The organism is Algoriphagus sp. (assembly GCF_029254265.1).
Taxonomy (GTDB): Bacteria; Bacteroidota; Bacteroidia; order Cytophagales; family Cyclobacteriaceae; genus Algoriphagus.
In genome coordinates this window covers 16,063-32,942 of the sequence record NZ_JAQWXX010000086.1, presented here as the reverse complement: position 1 = coordinate 32,942, position 16,880 = coordinate 16,063, and the positions used below count along the sequence as shown (strand labels likewise).

Here is a 16,880-nt window from a genome sequence, read left to right as displayed (position 1 = left end):
GGGTAGAAGAATACAACACATTTGCTCCCCATTCTGCCTTAAATATGAAAACACCAAATGAATATTATAACTTTAAAATCGCAGCGTAACTAGTCCAACTTTTAATCGGAAAGAGCAATCACAAAAAAACAGTAGACTAGCTTTTAAAAATACAGTCTTTTCTAACTTACTGATCCCCGATAAACTTATGCAATTCTATCACCTATGTTCCCTTAAAAGTAGATTATACCCTATTTTTTATTTTTATTAATCACAGCTGAGTTTGTTTTTTACTCGAAGAGTCAAAGCTCCACTGAAACAGTAGAAATCTGATAGAACTTAAAAAGAATTGGCAAGGTCGATTTGGACTTTTAGGATTTCCTCTTACTTAGTGAGGCCTTTAGAACAGAAATAATAGGTGGTAAAAACTGAATGTAGATTAGAAAATTTTCTGATATAGTCTATGTGATTTTTTTAAATCCAAGCACCAAAGTGGGATTCGAGTGGATTATTCCAACAGGTACTTGGATAAGAGATTAAACGTTCAAGGCCAGATAAGGACATTTTTAGGCTTATCCAAAAAGACAAAGTTTGAAGGAATTTTTATAGGTGATGTCCATTACCAAGTACATCCCGAGTTAGCCATAGGGCTTCGCAATTTCACTTTTGAATCACCCGAAGGGGAGCAATTTTTGAAGGTAAGGAGATCATTTTTGGGGCCAGCAGCTTGGATGTACCCGACCCCAAAGACTTCTATCCTGACCTATTATGGTCCAAATTTGATGAAAGAAGACAGCTTTCTTCTGATGGTGGTTTGGTTTGTCACGATTTGAACAGGAAGGAAGTGTCGTCCAAGTCAGGACGAGACAACCATCCCAGTGTGTGACGTTTGAGTCCTGCTCGATTTTATCTAATTAATCCTGCTTTATCAAACAGATAATAGTAGATGAGTTCCCCAAATCTATACCAACCGCCTGACCATTATCACCTCCACTTAATTTCGCACTCTTCAAGCAGTATCCTTTTGCAGCCAGATGATGTGGATCTTCGGGAACGATTATTTTTATCACATCTTTAAATTCTGCCTCAAACAAAGCAACCAATTCTGGATACAAGGCGCCACCACCAGCAAGGTAAATACCCTGAGAACGTGCAAATTCTCTATCCGTAAATGCCTTCTTCACGCTTGGGGAGATTACATTCTCATAATAAAAGGTTATAACCTTAAGACGAAGTGCAGTGATATCAACCTTTTTTCTGTTGATAAACATAAAGCCATTTCTAAGACCTTCATCCAAAAAAACATCGGAGATCATAGTCGATGGATAGAGATTAAACAGCTCTCTACCCAAGGCCTGAAGTGCATAGTTAATTCCAGGTGAAGAAGAAGCGGTTCGCTGAATACCAAACTCACCTGTTGCATCACTGAATATGGTTTCGAAAGTCCCATAGCCTAGGCTAAGTACCATGAAATCACCTTCTATATCATGAATATTGCGGATAGCAAGTGCACTGGAGGAAACTTCAGGAATGATCGAACCATTATTTACTTCGATGACTACTTTTTTTATGCCTCCAGAAGAAAAGACTGAAGAATCAAAAGTCACCAAATGGACCTTTACAAGGTTCGCATGGGCGGCATCCTTGTTTACCTGAAAAGATGCAAAGGGGAAACCTGTAGATACTGTAAGCGGATTCCCAAGTTTGGAATAAGAGACTAATAAGGCTGAAGTCAATAATACTTGATAATCCAGATCATTAGGAGCCGAATTAATTTCTTTGTGCGGTTGATTGCCTTCGCTTAGGGCAAGGTCTCCTACAATGAAAAAATTCTCCCCTATTTTCACCTTCAGCCCTTTTTGGACTTTCTCGGCGATACTATCAAGAACCTCTGGTGCTGATTCAAATACGCTAGGGATACTAATAATTTCAAATTGGTTTTTCACAACTATTTTTTTTATAAAACTTTGTTTGGCGTGCGGTGATCACACCAGATAAATTGTTATTTAATTGAAATTCAGGTTATAAAATTAAATTAGAGCATTATATATTTCTAAAAATGATAATTCGCTTACCAAACAGTAGCTTGATCTAACAGCTTAAAACTCCGTTTAAATTCGATTTCGCCAAACTTCGCTCAACCCTATTTCAAGCAGAAAAACAAGGCAAATCTCGCTACTAACATTCTTAAGACTACTCCTATTTTTAATTACTCATATGCTTGGTCTTCTCTACTAGTATGTGACACTCAAGCTCTAGTAAGTTGATCTTCCTATTTATGGAGAATATTCTAAGCACTGGAAAAATCCATAGCAACACATTACATACTAGTAATGTCAGCACTTCTGTTCCCATATTTCCTTCCATCCCGAACACTTGCGAATTGGATATAGGAAACTCGAGAATGACCATCGCCCCAAGTACTAGGACGAATAGGCCCAGATAGATAAGTGATACAATTTTTATTGCTTTCTTCTCCTGCCGAAAGTCACTTAGTTGATCATTCTTGATTTGCAGACGCCTTAGATTCGCCAAATCTTTCATGAGAATAGCTTGCTGTAATCGTGGTCTTACTACCATTCGGGCTGGAATTATGGGATATTCGGAAGTTTCGATGAATTCTACCGCCAGGAATTATTCGGGATTGAAAGGGTGTAGTTGCTTTATATCTCAGCATATCGCAAGCTACACCCGGCCCTAAGAACTATCAGAGTAGACCGACCGGTGAAATCTCAGGAAAACTCATTTGAATTCAGGCGAGTAGAGTTCCACTATGTCCCTAGTCTTATGATTTTCTAAGCTTGCTACTTATCCCCCTGCACCAGATTCCAATCTACCCAAGCCTCCAAATGCCCCACGCTGGTAGGACGAAGCAGGATCTCTCGCTGCGCATCCAGCAAGTACATCGTCGGGGTCGCAAACACATGGTAACTTTTTACAGCCGGACTCGCCCATTTCTGATAATCACAGACACTTACAAAAGGAAATGCGCCCGCAAAACTTTTAAATTGCTGCGCATCTACGTCCAAGGACACATACACCACTTCAATATCCTGCTGCTTCAATTTTGAATAGTAGCTGGCTATTTCGGGGATCTCTTCGGTACATTTCGGACACCAGCTCGCACCAAATACCACTAGGGTGTAGTTGCTCTTCAGCTCGGAAAGCTTTTTGGGGATTACGCCCCCTGCATAGCCCGGAGCAAGGATATCCCCATTGAACACAAGATCAGGGGCAATATTCCCTTTCTTCATGGTGCGGTAGGTTTCTAATTGCGCTGCAAATCCAGGACTTAAGCTCGCTTTTGAATCGAGTAGTTGGAGTGCCAAATATTCCGATGAGGTGAACAGACTCCGCTTTTCAAGTAAACTGAATAAATACGGGGCAATTATGTTTAGCTTTTGCTCCTCGGTGAGCAGGTTTTCGACCATCCCCTCAATGGATCTATTCATCTCCACAAAGACCGAATCCAGGGGTTTACCGCTGTTTTCCAGCAACCAAAAATGACTATCCATCACATCCCGAAGCAAGCCACTTTTATACAAGCGGGGATCTCTGTAATCCAAACTTCTGAAAGCCGCTAGGCTCGCAGGGATTTCCTCGGTGCGGTATTGCGCTACGCTGGCAACCGAACTCACCAGTTTCCGAACCGGCAGATACCAACTTAGGTAACTCTCAGCATCCAGACTGCTCAAAAAATCCAGGTCTTCCTGTTTCACCCGTTGTATTTCGCCGGCAATGCCTTGCTGTGGAAGTGGGTGAATGGAGAAGAGCGAGTCGCCCTGATATATTTTTTGCAGATACACCCAGGCACTTAAGGCTTGTTCTCGTTTTTGGTGCTCCTCCGCATAGCGCACAAATTGCTTGTTTTGATCTCCCGAAACCGTAACGATACGTTCCGCCATACTCAACACTTCTCCCTGAAGTTCGATGGTTTCATTCGCAAGCACCAGAAAATAGGCTTTGTTGTCTTCCCCAGCCAGATAGGCCATGCCGGTGTCTTGATCGGTATAGGTCAGGGTAAAAGCACCTTCATCCGAAACCCTTGTGCTATCGATGCTGTAAATATCCAAATCCTGAAAACCAACCAGGCGAACCTGCTGACCTGCCAAGCCCGGAAAACTACCCCTGATCGCATGCTGGGCCTGCACCTGAACTGTAGCTACACTGAATACTAAGAGTAGGTATAATTTAATTATTTTCATTTGTTTATAATTTGGTTTTAGCGGTCATCCCGTTAGCTATCCGGAGGAATGCCCTAAATAATCATTCCCTTGTGTGAGCACTTTTCTCTTGGGCATTTCATATTTTTCTACAAGTAAAATCCTGCCACCCCAAAAGGATGGCAGGATAAAGGGTGAAAAGAGAAAGAATTATCAATTTTCCACCTCCTGGATACAACGAACAGCGATTCCGTAGGCTCGGTTGTTGTTGAGCATGGAGGCAGTGCTGCCGTTGAAGTAGAGGCTGCTCGAGGTACCACTAACCGTACTGCTCCAATAGACGCCGAAGGCCCCGACAGCGTCGAGCGAACCACTGCTATTGTTGCGGTAGCCCGCCGCGGGCAATTTAAGCGGAGAAGCAAAAGCACCTGCTGAGTTGTTACCACCGGTCCAACTTGTACGTTCAGCTTCCCATTCTGTTTCAGTAGGTAAGCGATACCCGGTTGGGCATGGATTGTTCACGCCATTTACGCCCTGCCACAGGTCATTGTTTGCCGAGCTACGCCAATCACCAGTATTTAGGATGAAGTTAGCATTTCCCGGTACGTCAGTACTGCTTAGTGTAGTTGTTGTACTGCTTGTTCTAAGTTGATGCCCATCAGCAGCACGTCCCCACTGATATAAGTCACCATACGAGTCCGCATCTGTACTACTGTTAGCTACCTGTGTAGCACCCAGATTACGATCCATCCACACTCTACCAGTAGTAGCGGTTACAGATGGAACAGATGAAACTGGAGGAACGGCAGCCGCAGGAGTCACGGAATTAGAAGGATCACTTGCTGCACCTGTTCCGGCAGAATTGGTCGCAGTGACGGTAAAGGTATAGGACGTGCCATTCGTAAGTCCGGTGATCGTAATCGGACTGCTCGTGCCAGTTGCCGTTATCCCACCAGGACTTGAAGTGACGGTGTATCCGGTGATTGTTTCACCACCGTCACTTGCCGGAGCGGTAAATGCTACCGTAGCCTCACCATCACCTGCGGTGGCAGTGCCTATAATTACTGCATCGGGAGCAGTGGCAGTAGGTGGAGTGCCACCCACCCAGGTTGGAACACCAGCTACTGCCGTCAATATAGCGCCATCATTTGTAGGCGAAGGAATCACTACCCAAGCACTACCATTCCAGTATTGCATATCACCTACGTTTGTACCTGGAGCAACACCTGATGTTGGCGTTGTCCATGCTAAAGTTCCAGAACCGTCTGTAGCCAATACTTGTCCACTAGCACCATCTGTATTAGGAATAGTATAACTACTTGAGCCATCAGTTAGGGTTAACTCACCTTTTAAGGAGGTATTTCCATTTTTAAGTACTACCAAGGCATCGCTGGTGGCTTTTTCAATACCATTACCAATTACAAACAAACGGTCTGCTGCATCCCAACTAGTGGTATTATTTGGTGTATAGGTAGTGTTAAATCCCCCGATTGCCGTTTCATTATACGAAAGGGCTTTTGTGCCTAAACCCATGGCGGTAGAATTATCCCCTGACGCTACTGATTTATTCCCCGTTGCAACGGAGACTTTCCCGGATGAAGTTAGACCAGCCCCGATTGCGATTGAGGCAAAACCTGTTGCAATTGATTCAACACCCATTGCAGTGGAATACGCCCCTGATGCGTCTGTATAACCTCCCATTGCAGTGGAATACGCCCCTGATGCGGTGGTAATCCCCCCCATTGCGGTCGAAGCCTCCCCTGATGCGGTTGTTGTTTTTCCCATTGCAGTGGAAGCCTCCCCTGATGCTTTTGTGCCGGAACCCATTGCGGTAGAATAAAAAAAGGATGCAGTTGTTTCAAACCCCATAGCAGTGGTAGTAGTGCCAATAGCTTTTGTGCCATCCCCCATTGCGGTTGAATAATTCGCGGCTGCGGTTGTTCGACCACCCATTGCGGTGGAAGAATACCCGGATGCAATTGTGCTTGTCCCCATTGCAGTTGAATTACTACTTGATGCTGTTGTTTCCTCACCTGTTGCAAAAGAACTTTCTCCAGATGCCTTTGTATTATAACCTATTGCAGTGGAATACAGGCCAACGCTATCAGCATCCCATCGTCTGCCATCAGCATACCCTGCTCTAAAAGCGCCTTTACTTTTGCTGAAAAACATTCGTTTATCATCCTCAGATCCATCTATACTCTCTAAAGAGGTGCTCCCAAAAACAAAGTCGTCGGTGGCAATAGTACCGCCATTATTCGAAGTAACGTTTGAGGATGTTGAAAATGTACTTACAGGCATATTGTTAATAGCGGCGTCAAGCGTTTGTAATGCAGCTGCTAAAGAGGTTTCATTCTTGATGTAATTTGTAACAGGATTAGGTATATAACTTCCATCATCCTCCAAACCGACGGTTGCTATTACAGCGTTTAGTAAAGAAGCGTTTTCCGCAATACCGGAAATATCCTGTGAAGCCTTCAATGATGTAAGCCATTGGCTTTCTGTTCCTACAAACCCATAATTAACAGCTAAATCATACGCATTTAAACCATTGGCCCCTTGTAATCCATCATTTCCACTCAATCCAGGAAGCCCTTCTTCACCCGTAGCACCTTTTTCTCCCTGCGGACCCTGATCTCCTTTAGGTCCAGCTACTCCCTGAATTCCTTGTGCTCCAGTATCTCCTTTAGGTCCTGCTATTCCCTGAACACCTTGTGCTCCTGTAGCACCTTTGTCTCCTTGGATACCCTGGGCGCCGGTGTCTCCTTTATCTCCTTTAAGTCCCTGCGGACCAACTTCTCCTTGGATACCTTGGGCTCCAGTATTTCCTTGATCTCCTTTTAGTCCCTGAATACCTTGAGCTCCAGTATCACCTTGATCTCCTTTTAGTCCCTGGATACCTTGGGCTCCAGTATCACCTTTATCTCCTTGAATACCTTGGTCGCCCTTTATTCCCTGAATACCTTGAGCTCCAGTATTTCCCTGCAGACCAACTTCTCCTTGGATACCTTGTGGTCCTGCTTCGCCTTTGATTCCCTGTGAACCAATTTCTCCTTGGATACCCTGGGCTCCAGTATCGCCTTTGTCTCCTTTAAGTCCCTGCGGACCAACTTCTCCCTGGATACCTTGTGGTCCTGCTTCGCCTTGCTCACCACGGAGCAATTCAATTTCCGAGACTTCTTGTTTCAAAATTGCCTGATCCACCAGGATGCTCGCAATTGCTTGCGCAGTCTGATCGTTTACAGGTTGTGGCATATAGGTTAGATTTTGCTCACTTAGTGGAGAAAAATTAGTCCCTCCGCTAAAGTCAATCCCTACCTTCAATTTTTTTAGCGTGCCATCCCAGACTATGTCTGTGAAATTGGAACTGCCTGTGTTCGTTCCTGTTCCTATCAAAAGATTGATCATCCCATACCCATCGGTACTTGTGCGATGATATTCTTTAAACTCCTCCCCTGCCGATGCATTTACAATCGTAAACTGGATCGATACCGCAGTATTGGCCAAGATATTCCCCGCAGCATTTTCTCCGGGTAGTTCCTGGTCACTGGGACTTAAAATGACGGCTTGGTAGCTAATTCCCCGGGTTTGTGAAAACCCCTGGAATCCCGTCAGCAGTAATAGTAATAGTAATAATCTCTTCATAATTACTTTTTTGTTTCGGTCATTTATGTTGATTTTTATTTGATTTTATTGTCTTTTTTTTCCAGCAACTTGAGCTGGTTTTGTTTCGGCTATTTCCTTGCTAGATTGATTAGTAATCCAAAACTCACATTGTTGCTTGCAATTTTCAGTTCAGCATCTCCTTTGGACATATCGGCGCTTTTACCATACAGGTATTGCGTATAGAAGGAAAGGTGTTCTGAGATCGGATGTGAGAATCCTGCTCCGACTTGCAGATTGAGCATGGTGCCAAAGTCCTCGTTGTTTTTTAAATCAATGACCCGGCTATTCAGTATCTGGCTTCCCTGAATGAAAAATGCGGTGGATACTGCGCCTTTGACATAAATGCTAGCTCTTTTAACGTTAAACAGTGTGTAATCCACTCCGACATTTAAGCCCGCATAGTTTACGTCCCACTCCATGTAATTTCCCTGCGCGTCGTTACTGCCAATAGCGCCGTAACCGGAATAATTGGCGCCAAATGACAGGCTTAAATTCTCGGTGAACACCTGATTTCGGTACCCTAAGGCCATAAAACTATGGGCCGTAGCTTGTAAATTATCCAGTTTCACCCCCTTTGAGCTGGTAAAGTCAAATGTGGTCGAGGATTTCCCTCCCTCTAAATACACTTGCTGCGCAGTGGCATTGGTGGCTACAAAGAGCAATAGCACCAAGGTGATTTTCTTAATTGTGGTCATAGTAGTCTATTGTTGATAATTAGTTCTTGATTATTTTTTTCATGAATAGCTTGTAGTTTGCGGTTACTTTTAGCAGGTAGTAGGCCGGCGGAAGATTGAAAAAATCAACAGTTACTTTTTGGCCTCCCGAATAGCTGTTTGAAAACACTATTCTTCCCAAAGCATCAAACACCGTCACGTCTATGATCTCATTGATCTGTTCTGAAAAGGCGATCGTGACACTTTCTGCAAAAGGATTTGGATATACATTGGCGTCTAAGCTTAGGGGAATAGCGATGCCTTTATTGTATGCCAATACATTAGGCTGTAAAAAGCCTTGTCTGGCAATAAAATTCTTCGAGTAAAAAGTCCCTATGGGACTGGCCTGGCCAATACTCTGCTGCATGACATAGGTTTTGCCATTGGTAGCTATGTTTTTGGAAGAACCTGCGATCCCTGTGGTGCTTCTAGCCAGAAAAACGGTTGAGTTTTGCTGTGCTTGCGAAAAGGGAATAAAAGCAACTAATAGGGCAATTAGTAAGAGTAATTTTTGATTCATCGTGGAGATATTAATTATTGCTTAAGGCCTCAAATGTATTGGTGGAAGTGTACAAAAAACTAAATAATCACCCCCCGATAAACCCCCGGAGTTTAAAAAAACAGGTTAATAGTAAGTTTTAGGAAGCAAATGATGGGTTGAGGGAGAATTGAAAAAAGTTTTAATCACATTTAATATAATTCGCACCAATCTCGGTAAACTAAAATCCTTAGAATTTAAAAACAGAAAACCAAAAAGGACACAAATTCAGCACTTCCTCTGATTTCCCAAAAAATTATATATCTGTTGCCACAAAAACGGATAGGTATCCTGTTTTAATTCTAATAATTAGGGATTTACCGTTAACTAAAGAAGAAGTAAATAAATTAATCAGTGAAAAAACCATTGAAATAATTTTCAAAAGGGTGTCTTGAGTGAAAACATAAATGACTATTTAAATAATCAATCATAAAGCAAACGATATGTTGTCAGAGCTTCCATAAACTCCAAATGAAATTGAAAAATGGTTCTACGCTTAGGTTTTGGGAGGAATATATTTCTGAAGCTTTTTTCGGGAACTAATTGGCAATAAAGAGAGATCAATCAGTGGGATATTTTGGAAATAGACGCAAAAGGGAAAGCCAATCGATTTAAGGTGTATCCAATTGAAACCATTTATCACCTATTTCTAACTTACAACTAATCGTATGAGCTGAACGATTCAATCAAACCAAATCTCCCAAGCTGACACGAAAATCTTCATTGAAGGAGTTGGGAAATGGCAGGAAGTTGAGCTTAGAAATCCGAACGGAATCCTGTAGCTTTCGGGATAGCGACTAGCCATCATTACTCATACCCCGATGTTCGATATAGATGCTCCTATGAGATTTACTTATCAGATAGTCCACTTTTGAGCTATGCCAAAAATAAAGAAATTAAGAGATCTCCTAGGATTCTCGATGGGAGGTAAGAAATCGAGTATAAATATAAAGTCAAATACTGGAATACGCCGATACCGCCTTAGGCATGGCCCAATAAAAAACAACTATAACTCACGGATTTAAACTTCTTGACTTAGTCAAAAGATCTAAGCCAAGGAGATTGAAACTATATCAGAGTTTTGACATTATTAAATTCCTGGTAGAACCCCAATAAATAAAAGAACCTCCAAAAAAGGGGATGAGATTTTAAATTATAGATTTGACAGTTGATTATTTAATACCTAAAATAAATGAGGTAAGATTTACGTTCCTGTCAAGACTCATTTTTTTTCTAATAATACCACGCGTGTTTTCAATAGTTTTGAAACTTCGCTGCAATATTTCAGCTATTTCTTTTGTAGTCAAGTTTAAATGAAGCAAAGAAACTAATCTTAACTCAACAGGAGATAAATCTGGATAGTTCGATATAATTTTTGAATAAAAATTACTATGAATCTCTTTAAATCGAAGATCAAATTCATCCCAAATTTTGGAATTTTCAGCTGTAGATTTGATTTTTTTTACCAATTGTTTCATGTCTTGATTTGAGTCTTTTGATACTTTCAGAAATTCTTCAATATTGGTAGCAATATGTTTATTGTTTTCCTTAAGATGAATAATATTCAATGTCTTGTGCGCCAATTCATTATTTTTTATCTCAATCTCAAGTTTCATTTTATCTGCAGTGATATCAGCAATTAGCTTTTCTTGTAGAGATTGCTTTCTTCTATAAATAAACCAGACTACTAATAGAATTAATAAAAGTGCTAAAACTATTAAATATACAATAGTTAATTTTTGGCTAATCTGTTTAGTCTTCAATTCCAGAATAGTCTTCTTATTTTCAGCTACATCAAATTTTGTTTGTAATTCAACTATTTGCTTATATTTTTCTGCCGTAACTAAGCTGTCTTTTATTTCTGTAAACAAGGATTGAAAGTAAAAAGCATTTTTATAATCCAGCTTTTCTTTATAGATCTTAGTTAGCCTTTCATAAACAATAGATTTTTCTTTTGGAAGTCCCAAAACGTTAATATACTTCAGCGCACTATCTAAATTTAAAATTGCGACTTCATAATTTTTTAGAAGAAAATTGGTGTTCCCGATATTAGCATGATTGAGCGCTATCCCGTAAGTAATCCCCCCTTTTTTACATAAATTTAAAGACGTATCAAAAAATTCCAATGCCTTTTTATAATCCCCTCTCTTTTCATAGATATTAGCTAAATTTGAATAGTTTTGAACCATTACTAAAGTGCTTCCCAGCTTTTCTGAAATTGTTAATGATTTTTCATAATATTCAACAGCGATATCTAAAGAGTCTATTTCTTTGTATGATACCCCCATATTAAGATAATTAATAGATAAATTAAGCAAATCCTCATTAATCACATTTATCTCCGCTGCAAGCTTAAAGTATTCTATAGATTTATCATGCATTTTAAAATTCGCATTTACATTTCCTATATTGGTATAAACGACTGCAAGGAGTTTCTTTTGGTTTAAAATTTTATAAATATCAGCTGACTTTAAATAATTTTCAATCGCTAATTTATAATCACCTTTCAATATATATATATTTGCCCTATTATTATATATATCTGCAATTTGAATATTGTTTAAATTATTTCCAAGTATTTCTTCAGCTTTATCATAAACTACTAGCGCAGAATCATATGAACCTAAATTATAATTAATCTTGCCAAGTATAATTAAGGCATTTATTTTATAAGCAAAATTATTATTTGGGATAATTTTTAATCCAATTTCAATTTGTTTCTTTGCATCTATATATTTTCCAAGAATATTTAAGATTTTAGCATTTTGTAACGTAGCATTCTGTGTACCTTTCGAATAATCCAATTTATAAGATACATCAAGAATTATATTTGAATATTCAAAAGCCAGTTTTGATTCTGAATTTAAAATGTTTTCAACTTCGATAATCATTTTATCAACCCATGCGCTATTCTTATTTTCAGAATGTGAAAGTTTTTCAACATTACTTGTACTAGTTTGTGATATAACAGCCGTAGGAAAAAAAACAAACAGTATAATAATTATTTTTAGAATCATTTTAAAATTGTGATTTTACCGATTAAAAAGGATTTTTTTACAAAAACCTAAAAGATAATTATATTTAATTCAGTGTATTAAAGCCATAATTTCAGAGATATTAGAATTACTTTATCAGTTGGCTTCGTTAACACTCTACAAGGCTTTCATTAAATTCCTGACAAATCCCGATAGCCGCAATATTAGGCATTGAGGAACAGTACTCTAAATAAAATTCATAGTTTAGCGTATTTTTGTAAATTAAATGTGTTTTAAAAGAATAAGCACATCCTCTTTTATACCAATAGCTAGGGCTGGCTGTTATAAAATTAGGATAAACCCGAAATTTAGTTTGCATTGGTGTCCCATCATTCGTCTACAAAAAGAGAAATCCAACACCCCTGATACAGATTATTTACAAATTAGTGCTGAAAGTTACCAGAACTATCAAAAAACAATATATTGCCCCATTAAAGGTTTGGAAGATAACACCGAAAAGGTCGAATGATTAATTAAAATCATAGGAATTAGATCAGAAAAATCCATAGCAACTTCTACAAAAAATCAATTTCAATTTGCTTAATAAGGATTCACTCAGATTCCTGAACTATTAGGTGATCTAAAGATGGCAAAACAAAAAAAAACCACAGTAATTTTTATAGACAATAATCAAAAAATTAGGAAACCTGTATTAATACCAACTTTTTTTTTAAAATATTGGAAGTTTTTCTTTGGAGGTTTTTTTGTGTTTTTGGGTATAAGTATGTACACATTTGTTTTATTAATAAAACAATATTCAATACTCCAAGAAAAAGAAATAATATCTCTTACAAAAAAGACAGAGGTTTATTCAGAAAAGCTAGTCCAACAATATGATTTTGTAACTGAGCAAATTACAGAGGTAAACAACTTACTAAAAAGTAAAGGATTAAAGGAAGTAAATTTAAATAAGCCCCTTGAGAACCCAAAATTAAACTTGCCTTCTGAAGACATTAATAAAGATTTATTTTCACAATATTTTAGGGATATCAAAAAGACAATATCCAATACCCCTCTTGGTTCTCCAATGCCAGGACATATCAGCTCAAATTTTGGTAGTAGACACAATCCATTTGATGGGATTGACTTAGAAAATCACGCCGGATTAGACATAAAGGGAGAGCATGGAACACCGGTAAAAAGCACTGCAGATGGGAGAATTATTTTTGCTGGTTACAAAGGTGCCTATGGGAATTTAGTAATCGTACAACATGGCGAAGACTTTGAGACCTATTACGGACACCTTTCTAAAATATTGGTTAAGGTAAACCAAAATATAAAAGTCAACGCATTTATTGGCAATGTAGGATCTACTGGTCGATCTACCGGTCCTCACCTACACTATGAAATACGAAAAAGCGGGAAAACAATAAATCCACAAACCTATTTAGATTTAAATTAACATGTTCAAAAAAAACAAAAAACCACTCGCAACTCTTTTGAATCAGGCAGAAATAGTAACTATTATCGGCGAAGATATTGAAGTAGTAGGAAATATAAAAAGTAATAGCTACGCCAGAATAGAAGGCAAAATAATAGGCAATGTAAGCATAGAAAAAGGAATTGTTTTAGGAGAAAAAGGATTTATCAAAGGCAATATTGAATCAGAAATGGCAGTCATATTTGGAAAAATAGAGGGAAACGTGAAAGTAAAACAACTTGAAATCAAGCGGACCGGCTGTATTAATGGCGATATAAACGTAGACGAACTAAGCATAGAGATGGGTTCGAACTACAATGGTAAACTAAATATGCAGAATGCTAATTCAAAAGAATTTAAAAGAGAATCTGTTCTAGATTCAAACCAATCAGATAAAACATTTCTTTAGTGAATAATAGTGTCAGGTTTAAAACCATACAATACAATTGAATAAGAGAAGGGCTTTATTAGATAATATATTTATTCGCTTTTCTGACAGTTAACCTTAAAGCATCAAATAATAATTTAAACTGTAGTTTTTGAACCACTTCGGCATTAAGTCCTACCTACAGTAAAACAAAGAAAATAAGCCTACTGACATCATTGCGGATAATCGTATTTAATAATTATTTCTGCTCAGTTGGTAGATAATTTAATTTATGGCTATCCTAGTTTTTGATTCCAGCAATGGAATGATCACTTATTAAGTGTCAAAAATGAAGACTTGTTAAGAACTCATTAAATTTCCTCCAAAGTGTCTTAAATTTTCTTGAGATATATCCTTTGAACCAAATTCGTCCATCTGTTCAAAACGTCGGGAAAGCTGTAAAATCAAGTTTTCTTGGTTTTACAGAACAAATCTACATTTAAATCAAAAGCGTTAAAAAAATCTCTTTAGCTATCTGGATTGATGCATTTGTATTATAACAAAACTTCGACGCAGATAGAATAACCCGAAAAAAAACTCCAAGAAGATCGAAATCTCCTGGAGCAACTAACTGGCATCCGCTTTTTTTAAAAGGATTTTTCCTTATCCTAAAACCTGCGCTTTGCGGTAAAGCTTCATTAAAAGCTTCTGTATTGCATTTTCTTTTGGTTTTTGATAGTTCACCAATCCCGATAAATATGCTTTTTGTTGAGCGGGCTCGCACACGTAAACTTTACGATCTATAATATGTGCTTCACCCTTGTAGTTTTTTTGTGCCACCATCATAGCATCTGCCTCTACCTCACTACACCAAGTATCTTCTTCCCCTTCTGGAGAAGCATTGACCGAAGCGTGCAGGACCTCAAGCTGTACATATCGAGCCATCGCTATCATACCATCGGCAAAGAACCGATAACAATCAACAGGGAAACGATGCTCCGCAAAACCATTTGGTGCGATCACACATACTTTTCCTCCCGGCTTCAGAACACGAGCAATCTCCTCCATAGTCAACCAAAAAAATTCATTATGCTCAAAAGCCTGACCTGATATTACGAGATCAAAACTATCAGATTCAAATTCAGGCCACTCATACGGAGTTTTTACGACCAAATCCACATTAGGCCCCTCTTCCATATCTATTCCGACGTACTCAAAGTCTGCCGCCGGAAACAAAGTTTTATAAGTTCCATTCACATCATAACTGCCCACATCCAAAACCCTCAATCGGGATTCATTAGTACTTTCCACAAAGTTCTCCAAAACCCATTTCATTCGGAGAATAGAACTTAAATGCATATTATTTATCGGTTAGTTGAATAAAATTTTCAAAGCTAATAAGATTGAGTACCTCTTCTCTTTTAGTTTCCAAAAGCTTATACTCGTAAAACTCAGTATCAAGCTCTAGGGCCTTCCCCATTTGGAAATGCTTGGATATGACACCAACTCCCCAATCAGTATCCACACAAAAAGAATAAAATGACTTGTTTTTTCTCCACTTGACGAAAGCCTTCCAAGTCGTCCCGTTCCAATGAACTCCAGCAGGCGAACGAAAAAAATTAAACGCCTCTCGAGCATGCCATTGAGTAGGAGGATTACAATCGTGTAATACGAGAAACCCATCTTCTGATAACACTTCTAGGGCATTTGCAATATCTCGATCTACCTGCTCTGCAATGTGTAGCCCATCAATAAAGATCACATCAAACTTATCAGGAAGGCTTCGCCATTCCCCTTGCTTCATGCCTTCAAAAAACTTGTCACTAGTGCACTTGAAATCTGCCAGATTTTCTTCCACTTCTAGTCCAGGGTCTACACTATACCTATTTTTGGATTCGATTTTAAGAAAATTATCACGAGGATCTCTAACACCTACCTCCAAATAGTAGGTAGGCCTATCGAATCTAGACAATAACACATTGATTACATCCGTTCGACTACCACTCTTTTGTATCTCCTCGAAGGACTTTGCTTCTCCTTGTTTGAAAAAAACGTCCCTTGAAAGTCCTAGAGATTTTTTAAAATGCTTTATATAATTCAACATCTCTTTTAATCATTTTTAATGGAACCACTTGTGCTATAAGATTGCTTAAGCGAAAAATAACCCCCTGTGAAAATAATCGAATAATAAGTCGATTAGGTATTCCTGGCACTTTCTCAATCCACAGATCTCTCTTGTTTTTTACTTTTGAAGTCAATCGATAACCAAAAAACTCCCTCGTAAACCTATAACCAAGCATCCTGTCATAGGTATAACTTAAATTTTCTTTCTCTGTTGCTTTGATTTGCTTCGAATGTCGGGACCAAAGTCCTTTGGCACTTACCCTGTAGACGGACATCTCTTCGCTAAACTGTGCCACTGGACCAATTTCAGCCAAAGCAATACCTAAAAACCAATCAGTAATATTGTATTCAAACCATTCCTTTGGAATATTATTCAGCATAGAGCTTCTAAATACACAAGCCGATAAATTGCCAATCAAATTATAATGAATCAAAGTCTTTGGCCCATAGTAGTTCATTTTTTTTTCCTTACTTGAAAAGGTAGAAACCAACTCCTTTTCCTCTTCATGATAGATCTTAAAGGGGTTGAAACTCATGGGACACTGATCTTGATGATCTAAAAAATTCACATGCTTCCTCAACCTTTCTGGGTCAGTCCAATAATCATCCCCTTCTAGTATGGCCACATATTCGCCTTTGCAAGCAGAAATCCCTCTTAAATAGTTTTTACCCAAACCTAGATTTTTCTCACTATCTAAATAATAAACAGGAATATCAACAAATTTCAAGCGCTCCTTGATTCTTTCCAACGTACCATCCTTAGAATAATCATCAGCAACCACAATCTCCATATCCTCAGTAAAACGCTGAATCAGTATTCCATCCAATCACTGATCTATGTAGTTTACCTGATTATAACAAACTAACAACGTGGT

The 16,880-nt window shown here is 38.7% G+C and carries 13 protein-coding genes; 3 read left to right on the top strand and 10 right to left on the bottom strand.

From position 1 onward, the window contains the following. Positions 1–482 precede the first annotated feature (482 nt). A complete protein-coding gene (locus tag P8O16_RS12995; RefSeq protein WP_300315641.1) occupies positions 483–812 on the top strand; it encodes a hypothetical protein in 330 nt (109 codons plus the stop codon). 81 nt (positions 813–893) lie between these two features. On the opposite strand, the gene P8O16_RS12990 is transcribed toward P8O16_RS12995, so the two are convergent. From P8O16_RS12990 to P8O16_RS12960, 7 genes are all read right to left on the bottom strand, one after another. Continuing rightward, positions 894–1,925, bottom strand: coding sequence for a hypothetical protein (locus P8O16_RS12990; protein ID WP_300315639.1), 1,032 nt, complete (start codon positions 1,923–1,925; stop codon positions 894–896). 259 nt (positions 1,926–2,184) lie between these two features. Beyond that, the gene (locus P8O16_RS12985; protein ID WP_300315636.1) at positions 2,185–2,559 is read right to left on the bottom strand and encodes a hypothetical protein; all 375 of its coding nucleotides are present in this window, start codon (positions 2,557–2,559) and stop codon (positions 2,185–2,187) included. A gap of 224 nt (positions 2,560–2,783) precedes the next feature. Then, on the bottom strand, positions 2,784–4,184 hold the full coding sequence (locus P8O16_RS12980) for a TlpA disulfide reductase family protein (protein WP_300315634.1): 1,401 nt from the start codon (positions 4,182–4,184) through the stop codon (positions 2,784–2,786). 171 nt (positions 4,185–4,355) lie between these two features. Continuing rightward, positions 4,356–7,787, bottom strand: a complete 3,432-nt coding sequence (locus P8O16_RS12975; protein ID WP_300315631.1) for an FISUMP domain-containing protein — start codon at positions 7,785–7,787, stop codon at positions 4,356–4,358. An 89-nt stretch (positions 7,788–7,876) separates the two neighbouring features. Next, positions 7,877–8,503: an outer membrane beta-barrel protein gene (locus P8O16_RS12970; protein ID WP_300315628.1), complete on the bottom strand. Its 627-nt coding sequence runs from the start codon at positions 8,501–8,503 to the stop codon at positions 7,877–7,879. Between the two features lie 19 nt (positions 8,504–8,522). After that, positions 8,523–9,041 carry a T9SS type A sorting domain-containing protein gene (locus P8O16_RS12965; protein WP_300315625.1) on the bottom strand — a complete coding sequence of 173 codons (519 nt, stop codon included), beginning with the start codon at positions 9,039–9,041 and terminating at the stop codon, positions 8,523–8,525. 1,190 nt (positions 9,042–10,231) lie between these two features. Continuing rightward, positions 10,232–12,076 (bottom strand): tetratricopeptide repeat protein, encoded by a 1,845-nt coding sequence (locus tag P8O16_RS12960; protein WP_300315622.1) that lies wholly within the window; start codon positions 12,074–12,076, stop codon positions 10,232–10,234. Between the two features lie 604 nt (positions 12,077–12,680). On the opposite strand from P8O16_RS12960, the gene P8O16_RS12955 reads away from it, so the two are divergent. After that, positions 12,681–13,496, top strand: coding sequence for a M23 family metallopeptidase (locus P8O16_RS12955; RefSeq protein WP_300315619.1), 816 nt, complete (start codon positions 12,681–12,683; stop codon positions 13,494–13,496). Position 13,497: 1 nt separating this feature from the next. Continuing rightward, complete coding sequence (locus P8O16_RS12950; protein WP_300315617.1) at positions 13,498–13,923, top strand: polymer-forming cytoskeletal protein; 426 nt, start codon at positions 13,498–13,500, stop codon at positions 13,921–13,923. A gap of 621 nt (positions 13,924–14,544) precedes the next feature. On the opposite strand, the gene P8O16_RS12945 is transcribed toward P8O16_RS12950, so the two are convergent. From P8O16_RS12945 to P8O16_RS12935, 3 genes are read right to left on the bottom strand one after another with little or no spacing between them, the layout of a single operon-like run. Then, on the bottom strand, positions 14,545–15,240 hold the full coding sequence (locus P8O16_RS12945) for a class I SAM-dependent methyltransferase (protein ID WP_300315614.1): 696 nt from the start codon (positions 15,238–15,240) through the stop codon (positions 14,545–14,547). A 1-nt stretch (position 15,241) separates the two neighbouring features. Beyond that, positions 15,242–15,985, bottom strand: a complete 744-nt coding sequence (locus P8O16_RS12940) for a class I SAM-dependent methyltransferase (protein WP_300315611.1) — start codon at positions 15,983–15,985, stop codon at positions 15,242–15,244. Further along, entirely contained in the window at positions 15,960–16,832 is an 873-nt protein-coding gene (locus P8O16_RS12935; RefSeq protein WP_300315608.1) for a glycosyltransferase, read from the bottom strand. Before P8O16_RS12935 ends, P8O16_RS12940 begins: the two co-directional genes overlap by 26 nt. Positions 16,833–16,880 lie beyond the last annotated feature (48 nt).

What these genes read in the sequence shown, in the direction of transcription:
- P8O16_RS12985 (WP_300315636.1), bottom strand. Translation starts at nt 2,559, where the DNA reads ATGGTAGTAAGACCACGATTACAGCAAGCTATTCTCATGAAAGATTTG.
- P8O16_RS12980 (WP_300315634.1), bottom strand. Translation starts at nt 4,184, where the DNA reads ATGAAAATAATTAAATTATACCTACTCTTAGTATTCAGTGTAGCTACA.
- P8O16_RS12975 (WP_300315631.1), bottom strand. Translation starts at nt 7,787, where the DNA reads ATGAAGAGATTATTACTATTACTATTACTGCTGACGGGATTCCAGGGG.
- P8O16_RS12970 (WP_300315628.1), bottom strand. Translation starts at nt 8,503, where the DNA reads ATGACCACAATTAAGAAAATCACCTTGGTGCTATTGCTCTTTGTAGCC.
- P8O16_RS12965 (WP_300315625.1), bottom strand. Translation starts at nt 9,041, where the DNA reads ATGAATCAAAAATTACTCTTACTAATTGCCCTATTAGTTGCTTTTATT.
- P8O16_RS12960 (WP_300315622.1), bottom strand. Translation starts at nt 12,076, where the DNA reads ATGATTCTAAAAATAATTATTATACTGTTTGTTTTTTTTCCTACGGCT.
- P8O16_RS12955 (WP_300315619.1), top strand. Translation starts at nt 12,681, where the DNA reads ATGGCAAAACAAAAAAAAACCACAGTAATTTTTATAGACAATAATCAA.
- P8O16_RS12950 (WP_300315617.1), top strand. Translation starts at nt 13,498, where the DNA reads ATGTTCAAAAAAAACAAAAAACCACTCGCAACTCTTTTGAATCAGGCA.
- P8O16_RS12945 (WP_300315614.1), bottom strand. Translation starts at nt 15,240, where the DNA reads ATGCATTTAAGTTCTATTCTCCGAATGAAATGGGTTTTGGAGAACTTT.
- P8O16_RS12940 (WP_300315611.1), bottom strand. Translation starts at nt 15,985, where the DNA reads ATGTTGAATTATATAAAGCATTTTAAAAAATCTCTAGGACTTTCAAGG.